Origin of the sequence: Paraburkholderia heleia NBRC 101817, assembly GCF_000739775.1 — a bacterium.
Lineage (GTDB): Bacteria > Pseudomonadota > Gammaproteobacteria > Burkholderiales > Burkholderiaceae > Paraburkholderia > Paraburkholderia heleia.
The window spans coordinates 108,578-116,909 of record NZ_BBJH01000005.1 but is presented as its reverse complement, the minus strand read 5'-3'; the positions used below and the strand labels follow the sequence as shown (position 1 = coordinate 116,909).

The 8,332-nt window shown below is 66.3% G+C and carries 8 protein-coding genes; 5 read left to right on the top strand and 3 right to left on the bottom strand.

Going from position 1 to position 8,332, the window contains the following annotated elements; genetic code table 11:
* Together BHE01S_RS05655 and BHE01S_RS05650 are read left to right on the top strand one after the other, a co-directional pair.
* On the top strand, positions 1-753 hold a 753-nt coding region (locus BHE01S_RS05655; RefSeq protein WP_042261523.1), incomplete at its 5' end, for a PRC-barrel domain-containing protein.
* A gap of 11 nt (positions 754-764) precedes the next feature.
* A complete protein-coding gene (locus BHE01S_RS05650; RefSeq protein ID WP_110388648.1) occupies positions 765-2,015 on the top strand; it encodes an MFS transporter in 1,251 nt (416 codons plus the stop codon).
* A gap of 210 nt (positions 2,016-2,225) precedes the next feature.
* Here BHE01S_RS05650 and BHE01S_RS05645 read toward each other — a convergent pair whose 3' ends face one another.
* The gene (locus BHE01S_RS05645; RefSeq protein WP_051482004.1) at positions 2,226-2,699 is read right to left on the bottom strand and encodes a DUF3331 domain-containing protein; all 474 of its coding nucleotides are present in this window, start codon (positions 2,697-2,699) and stop codon (positions 2,226-2,228) included.
* 762 nt (positions 2,700-3,461) lie between these two features.
* The gene (locus BHE01S_RS05640; protein ID WP_042261481.1) at positions 3,462-4,370 is read right to left on the bottom strand and encodes a LysR family transcriptional regulator ArgP; all 909 of its coding nucleotides are present in this window, start codon (positions 4,368-4,370) and stop codon (positions 3,462-3,464) included.
* 144 nt (positions 4,371-4,514) lie between these two features.
* On the opposite strand from BHE01S_RS05640, the gene BHE01S_RS05635 reads away from it, so the two are divergent.
* Positions 4,515-5,132, top strand: a complete 618-nt coding sequence (locus tag BHE01S_RS05635) for a LysE/ArgO family amino acid transporter (RefSeq protein WP_042261478.1) — start codon at positions 4,515-4,517, stop codon at positions 5,130-5,132.
* Positions 5,133-5,187: 55 nt separating this feature from the next.
* Here BHE01S_RS05635 and BHE01S_RS39495 read toward each other — a convergent pair whose 3' ends face one another.
* Positions 5,188-5,310, bottom strand: a complete 123-nt coding sequence (locus tag BHE01S_RS39495; protein ID WP_281177740.1) for a hypothetical protein — start codon at positions 5,308-5,310, stop codon at positions 5,188-5,190.
* A gap of 155 nt (positions 5,311-5,465) precedes the next feature.
* Here BHE01S_RS39495 and BHE01S_RS05630 point away from each other — a divergent pair, with 155 nt between their 5' ends.
* On the top strand, positions 5,466-6,458 hold the full coding sequence (locus BHE01S_RS05630) for a hypothetical protein (protein ID WP_042261477.1): 993 nt from the start codon (positions 5,466-5,468) through the stop codon (positions 6,456-6,458).
* A 224-nt stretch (positions 6,459-6,682) separates the two neighbouring features.
* Entirely contained in the window at positions 6,683-8,044 is a 1,362-nt protein-coding gene (locus BHE01S_RS05625; RefSeq protein WP_084068585.1) for an NYN domain-containing protein, read from the top strand.
* Positions 8,045-8,332: the final 288 nt, after the last annotated feature.

Below are 8,332 nucleotides of genomic sequence, written 5' to 3'. Positions count from 1 at the left end.
CCGCCGCCGCCGCCGCCCGCCCCCGCAAGCGCCCCGCCGGCGCCGCCCCCGGCGCCCCTCGTGCAGGTGCGCACGCTCGAACGCGGCACCTTCCGCACGCTGCTCGACAGCGAAGTGCAAAAGACCGACGGCAAGGTCGTAGGCCGCGCCGTCGACATGGTCACGGGCCCTGGCGGCAAGCCCGTCGACGTCGTGGTGAATCTGCAGGGTTTCATGGGCGTTGGCGATCGCAAGGCCAACTTCCCGTGGAGCGGCGTGCGCGTGAATACCCAGCCGAAAACGCCTGCCATCACGCTCGCCCTGCCGGCGAACCAGCTGCAGGTCCCCGACCGGCCCAAGCCCGGCGCCCCGCAGCCCGGCAACCCCGAGGCGAGCGCGACGCGCCTGCCCATGCTCGACGCGGACGTGGAACGCGCCAACGGCGCCAAGGTGGGCCGCGTGGTCGACGTGCTGCTCGACGGCAGTGCCGCCCCGCAGGCCGTCGTGCTCGACGTGAGCGGCACGCTCGAGAAACGCCACACGATCGCGGCCGACTGGTCGGCGCTGCATTTCGTCACGAAGAACAATACGCTCGAGGCGCAGCTCGAAATGAGCGATCAGCAGGTGGACGCCTCACCGCCCTACGCGCCCGACCAGCCGGTGCACGCGGTGACGCCCGCCGCCCCGCCGCCGGCCGCGGCCGCCCCGGCTGCGCAAGCGGCGCCCGCTGCCTCACCCGTCGCCTCCGCGGCCAATGCCCACGGTGCCAAATGACGGACGGCACCATGCAACAACCCAATCCAGACCAGCGCAGCGTGCGCGCGCTCGACTGGCTCAACTTCTTCGTGGCGAACGTGCAGACGGGCTTCGGGCCGTTCATTGCCTCGTATCTGGCGTCGCACAAGTGGACCCAGGGCGAGATCGGCCTGGCGCTTTCGGTGGGCACGATCAGCGCGATGGTGAGCCAGGTGCCGGGCGGCGCGGCTGTGGACGCCTTGCGCAACAAGAAGGCGGCCGCCGCGTGGGCGATCATCGCGATCATCATCTCGGCCGTCCTGCTCGCCGCGAGCCCGACCGTCGTGGCGGTGATGGCCGCCGAGATCTTCCACGGCTTCGCCAGCTGCATGCTCGTGCCGGCCATGGCGGCGCTCGCGCTCGCGCTGGTGGGCCGCCAGAATCTGGGCGACCGGCTCGGCCGCAACGCGCGCTGGGCCTCGATCGGCAGCGCGGTGGCCGCCGGCCTGATGGGCTTGTGCGGCGAGTACTTCTCGCCGCGCTCAGTGTTCTGGCTGACGGCCGCGCTCGCGTTGCCCGCGCTCGTCGCGCTCGCGATGATCAAGTACGACCAGAACGCCGCTTACGCCAAACCCGCGGCCAGGCCCGGCAAGGCCGGCGCGGCAGCCGCAGGCGAACCTCGCGAAACGATCTTCGACCTGCTGCGCGACCGGCGCATGCTGACTTTCGCGGCCTGCGTGGTGCTGTTCCACCTGTCGAACGCCGCGATGCTCAACCTCGCCGCCGGCGAAGTGACGGCCGGCATGGGCGACAACGTTCAGCTCGTGATTGCGGCGTGCATTATCGTGCCTCAGGCCATCGTCGCGCTGATGTCGCCCTGGGTCGGCCGTACCGCGCAGGCATGGGGGCGCCGCCCCGTGCTGATTCTCGGCTTTTGCGCGCTGCCGCTGCGGGCGCTGCTGTTCGCCGCCGTCGGCAATCCGTACTTCCTCGTGCCGGTGCAGATGCTCGACGGTCTTTCGGCCGCTGTGTTCGGCGTGATGCTGCCGCTCATCGCCGCCGACGTGGCGGGCGGCAAAGGCCGCTACAACCTCTGTATCGGACTCTTCGGACTTTCGGCGGGGATCGGGGCGACGCTTTCGACGGCGCTTGCCGGCTTTATCGCCGATCACCTGGGCAACACGGTGAGCTTCCTCGCGCTCGCGAGCGCAGGCGCTGCCGCGGTGCTGATGGTCTGGCTGGCGATGCCCGAGACGCGCGACGCGCTCGAAGAGGAAAACGCCCGCGACGCCACCGTGTGAGGGGTACGCCGCTGGAGCGGGAGCCGGTTGCGCCGGCGCCCGCGAACGGTGGCGACTTTGTCGCCGCGAAAGAACAACGGCGCCCCTGGGGGCGCCGTTGTTCTTTTACAGCGTCATGACATGGAAACGACGAGGTATGGCCAGCCGCGTGACACGTGAGCCGCGGCGGCATACCCGCGCGGGCGGCCGGTGCGCCCGGAGGGACGCCGCTCAGGCAGCCAGCGCTTCGTCCAGACGCGCCGCGACGACAGCGTTGGGAAGGTTGTCGAGCTTGCTCGCGAGGATCATCGCGTCGGCATTGGCCGGGCGATGACGGCGATTGGGGCTCGGCCGGAACACCGCGTCGCCGCGGCGGATCTTCTCGCCGGTCAGCGCGCAAACGGCGCTGCGGCGCGCCGTGCAGACGCGCCACAACTGGTCGGAGTAGCGGCCATAGGTCGCGTCGCTCCAGCAAACGGTGATGCTGTCCGGATCATGCCGCCGGATCAAGGTGATGCCCTGCGCATCCCACGACCGGACAGTGGCACGCCGCCGGTTGGCCGCCTCCGATGCGCCGCGTGTGATGGGTACCGGTTTGCAGCTCCTGCCGCCTTCGAATTCACTGTCCAGGCTTAGCGGCTCGGAAGCCGCGGACAGAAGGTCAATGGTTTGTTGCCAAACGCTGCCGGTATCTAATTTCGTCATAATGCACCTCGTGCACGTGGAAACGATTCAAATATGCCGGTCGAATAAGCACTCTGCCACGTCCGGATTATAGCGTGTCCAACTCGCAATCCACAGGAAAAACGCAATTTTCACACGATAATGCCAAATGCAAAAAACCGGGATGGCGGAGCTTTCAGTTCCGACTGCAAGCCTCCAATGCTGGTTTCTTTACATCTGTGAACTTTTTTGCCGATTTGATGATACTTAACAATCTCACTGCGGAAAAAATAACCGGTTCGAGGCGGGATGTCACGAGTCGCGCGCCTTTTCCACATAACTGAATTGTTACAGCGCCCGCTGCGTCCCACGAGCGCATAACGCCTGGAACGCCCGTCCATGGCCGCTCTCACGGTCTTTAACGGCGCCGCGACGGTTCCACTCTTACACACGGGACGTGACCGATCAATGAAACGCAATGCACCTATTCGACAAGGGGCTTCAGACATATCACATACTAAACGTCAGTCTATTGGACAGAAAATTCTCGCATGAAGCTTGCGTCCTCTACGTACATGAAATATCGAGACATTCCACTATTCGAAAAGGAATTAATGGATTCCGGATATGGCTTTAGACACTTTGCCGCGCGTCAATGCCGACATTGCGCAACGCGCGGGAAACCAACAGCACCAAAACGGTGAACCTGCAAGCGCTGTCGTCCGCACCGAAAGTCAGCACGCTAATCCACCATTGAATCTGCGGATAAAGGCAAACGAATGAAGATATCGCGAGACGCGCGTCTTACGCGCCGCGGCCCTGATCGAGAAATGCTCCGGCGCGCGCCTTGAGCATGGCGCCGAAGTCGTCGAGCCAGCCAATGGAAAGCCGCCAGCTCTGCCAGTAGAGTTCGACGTCGAGCGTGCGGCCGGGCGTGAGCTCGACGAGTTCGCCGCGCGCGAGATGCGGTGCGATCATGCGCTCCGGACACATGCCCCAACCCAGACCATTCAGGCAGCAGCGCAGAAACCCGGCCACATGGGGAATCCAGTGCAACGGCGCGTCGATCTGCGCGCGCGTGATACGGCGAATGAAGCGCTTTTGCAGCTGATCCTTGGGATTGAATTCGATGCACGGCGCGTGGCGCAACGTCTCGCGCGTCACCCCTTGCGCGAAATGCCGCTCGAAGAACGCAGGCGAGCACACGGCGAGGTAACGCATGCGCCCGAGGCGGGTCGAGCGGCAGCCCTGCACCGGTTCGGCCTGCGTCGTGACGGCGCCCTGCACGCTGCCGTCGCGCATGCGTTGCGCGGTGTGATCCTGGTCGTCGATCACGAGGTCGAGCAGAATGCCGCGCTCGACGCAGAAGGCCGCTACGGCGTCGATGAACCAGGTGCCCACGCTGTCGTCGTTGACGGCCACGCGCAGCGTCGGCCGCGCCGCCCCCAGCGCGCTCGTGAAGGTCGGCATCGCCCCGCCCAGTTCCGCCTCGAGCAACTGCACGCGCTCCGTATGACGGCACAGCAGCGCGCCGGAAGCCGTCGCGACGCACGGCTGGCCGCGCTTCACGAGCACCGTGCCCACACGCTCCTCCAGCAGCTTCACACGCTGCGATACCGCCGAGGGCGTGACGTTGAGCGCGCCCGCGGCGCGATCGAACGAACCATGCCGCACGACGGCGGCGAGCGCATCGAGCAAGGCATAGTCGAGCATTAGCGTTCCTTAATCTAGTTAATGAAAATGAGCTTTGCTTATGCAGCTCCTGGCGGCAGACTAGCGCCATTCCCTGTCGATGTCCAATGACCGCAGGCGCCGCACCCTGCGCCGCCCGCGGCTCTTACCTTGTCCGCAACCGTCATGAACTGGCTCGCTTTCACTCACGGCGCGGCGCTCTGCGCCTCGCTCATCGTCACGATCGGCGCACAAAATGCGTTCGTGCTGCGTCAGGGAATCCTGCGCTCGCACGTCGGCAAGATCGTCCTGCTCTGCGCACTGTCCGACTTCGTGCTGATCGGCGCGGGGGTGGGCGGCTCCTCGGCGCTCGTCGAGCGCTATCCGGCCTTCGTGCACTTCGTGCTCTACGTGGGGCTCGCCTGGCTCGTATGGTTCGGCGTCGGCGCGCTGCGCCGGGCGGTGCGCCCGTCGCACGCGGTGCTTCAGAGCCATGCCCAGGCGGACGCGCCCGAGCCGCGCGCCTGGCCGATCATCCTCATGACGCTCGCGTTCACCTGGCTCAATCCGCACGTGTATCTCGACACCTTCCTGCTGATCGGCACGGCCGGCGCGAGAGAACCGCAAGGCAGCCGCCTCGCCTTCGCGATCGGCGCGATGTCCGTGAGCGCGATATGGTTCGTCGCGCTCGGCTATGGCGCACGCGCGCTCGCGCCGCTGTTCCGGCGGGCGGGCGCGTGGCGCGTGCTCGACGGCGCCATCGGCGGCATGGTGCTGTTGATCGCTTTCTCGCAATTGCGCTGAAGTCCGCGCAAGCGCCGCGCGGGTTACACACGTGCCGCGTTTGCAAGATGACCCGCTACTGCTCGGCACCCTTTGCCTTGTGCTGCTGAAGCCGGCCCTCGACGCGTTCCGGCGACATGTCGTGCGGCCCGTCGAAGAGATGCACGCGATAGCCGCGATACGCCTCGAGCGGCAGCATCGACGTCTAAACGATAGCTAACGACTCGATGGAGCGCCGCGCTCGTCGCGCGCCGCGCCGGTTCGAAGTAAGCTCTTGCAACGACTGCCTTCTCTTGTGCATCCCGGCGACCGTAAACGCATCGCGTGTGTCGCCAACAGCGACAGAACAGCGAGATGGACGATCTGATACTCGACGCCTTCGATGCGTCGCAATTCGTTCCTGGCTTCAACGCGCCGGCATTGCCCGTCGAGCGCCCCGACCGCGAGACGCTCGACGCCGCCGAGCGCAACGCGCGCCACTGGACAAGCCGCGCCACCGGTGCGCTCACGCCCGGCACCGACGTCCATCGCGACGAAATGTGCCGCATGTTCCGCGAGACCTTCAATCCCTACCGGCCCTCGGTACTCGACTGGCCGCAACTCGAACCCGCAGCGCTCGCGCGCATCACCGCCCTGCCCATCTGGGACATCGCCGTGCAGACGGAAGGCCGCGCGCGCCTGCGCATGGCCGCCTATGCCGCTTCGCTCGACGACGCCATGATGCGCGATGCGCTCGCACTCAATGCGTGGGAGGAGAACCGCCACAAGGAAGTGCTATCGCGCATGGTGGCGGCGTACGGCATCAAGCTCGCGAGCGAGCCACCCTACGTGTACCCCAAGGACACCGAATGGGCCTACCTCGTGACGGGCTACAGCGAATGCGTGGACAGCTTCTTCGCATTCGGCCTCTTCGAGCTCGCGCATCGCTCGGGCCTCTTTCCGCCCGAACTCATCGACACGTTCGAGCCCGTCATGCAGGAAGAATGCCGCCATATCCTGCTGTTCGCGAACTGGGTGGCCTGGCACCGCGCCCGGCTCAACGCGTGGCAGCGCCTGCGCTTCGAGCTGAAGGTGGCCGGCGTCTGGGCCTTTCTGGCGTGGGAACGCATTGGCCTCGCTCGTGCCATGGACGCCGAGGGCAACGAACACAGGCACGACAACAACTTCACGATGAACGGCGCGCAACAGGTGACGGACGTGGACATCAGCGTGCCGGAACTCATGCGCCTGTGTCTCGCCGAAAACGACCGGCGCTTTTCGGGCTACGACAAGCGTCTGCTGCGGCCCGAAACCATGCCGCGGCTCGTGCGCTTCGCCCTGCGATTCGTGCGCAACAAGAAGAACTGACGCTCCGCTCCCGCTTGCACACGCGCCGCTTCGTTCGAGCGCACGAGTGCGGCGCGCACCACACTCGTGCGGCGCCTCGCTTCGAAGCACCTTCAAAAGAACCATGCTTTGCGCACGCAACCAAATGCCGCGCAAAGCGAGGCGCCGCAATCGCGATTCCCCGCCCGCCACGGAGCAACCGGCTATCATGTGAATTCAAACGGTAGATGGAACGAATCAATCACATGGCTTCCCCACAGGAAAACGTCAGCATGGCGGTGTTCTGCGACTTCGAGAACGTCGCGCTCGGCGTGCGCGACGCGAAGATCGACCGCTTCGATATCCAGCCCGTGCTGGAGCGGCTCTTGCTCAAAGGCAGCATCGTCGTGAAGAAGGCCTATTGCGACTGGGAGCGCTACAAGGGCTTCAAGGCCGCGATGCACGAAGCGAGCTTCGAGCTGATCGAAATTCCCCACGTGCGCCAGTCGGGCAAGAATTCGGCCGATATCCGCCTCGTCGTGGACGCGCTCGATCTCTGCTATACGAAGTCGCACGTGGACACGTTCGTGATCGTGAGCGGCGACTCCGACTTTTCGCCGCTCGTCTCGAAGCTGCGCGAAAACGCCAAGAAGGTGATCGGCGTGGGTGTGAAGCACTCCACCTCCGACCTGCTCGTCGCCAATTGCGACGAATTCATCTTCTACGACGATCTGGTGCGCGAGCTCGTACGCGATCAGCAGGCGCACGGCAAGGGCAAGAACAAGGACGGCGGCGGCGCGAAACGCCAGGGCGGCGAGGAACGCCAGCCGAAGCAGGACGGCGACGAGCGCAAGTCGAAGGCCGTTGCCTTCGCGATCGAAACGCTCGACGCGCTCGTGCTGGAGCGTGGCGAAAGCGGCAAGATCTGGGCTTCGGTGCTCAAGAGCGCCATCAAGCGCCGCCGGCCCGACTTCAACGAAACGCGCTACGGCTTTCGGGCATTCGGCAATCTGCTCGAGGAAGCGCAGTCGCGCGGCCTGCTCGAAGTGGGCCGCGACGACAAGTCGGGTACGTGGGTGTCGCGGCTGAACCCGCCCCCGCTCGCGGCTTCCGCCGCCAGCGTGTCAGCGCCCGAGAACACGGCAGCGCGTGCCGAGGAGCCGCGCGGCAGACGCAAGAGCCGCCGCAACGGCCGTGGAGGCGGCGCGGCGGATGGACGGGAAGCCGCCGTCGAGCAGCCGGTCGAGACACAAGGCGAAATCCCGTTCGAACCGGTCGAGGCACTTGTGCACGCAGCGCATCGGCACGAGGCCGTGCCGCCCTTCTCTGCCGAGCCGTTCGACGCGAACGAGAGCGCCCACGTGCCGCAAGAGGCCTACGAGGCGCCTGCGGCGCCCGAGCCGGCTGCCGATGTCGAGCCTGCCGCGCCCGCCCCCGCGCGAGCGCGCAAAACACCGGCACGCAAGAGCCCCGCGCGCAAAAAAACATCGAAGGGAGCAGCCGAAACGCCCGCCAGCGCCGGCGAGGAACCGTCGAGCGCCGCAGCAGCGCCGGCCGGGCCCGCTGCAAAGAAAGCGCCGTCGCGTGCGCGTCGCGCGCGCAGCAAGGCCGCTGCGCAAGAAAGCTGAAATTCGGCACGCGCGCCGCTCGCATTGGGCGGCGCGCGGCGCGTCGGTCAATCGCCGAACGGATTCGCGGGGCGCTTGCCCTTCGCAGGCGGCGTTCCGTCATTCGCGGGCGGGCTATCGCCGAACGGATCCTGCCTGGCCGACGGCCCCGCCCCTCCAAACGGGTTCGCGGCCTGCGCGGGTTTCGGTCCGCCAAACGGATTCTCCGCAGTGGCGCGCGTCGCTCCTCCGAACGGATTGCGCCCGTCGGCCGCCTGGCCGGCATCGTCCTCCACGGCTTCATCCTTT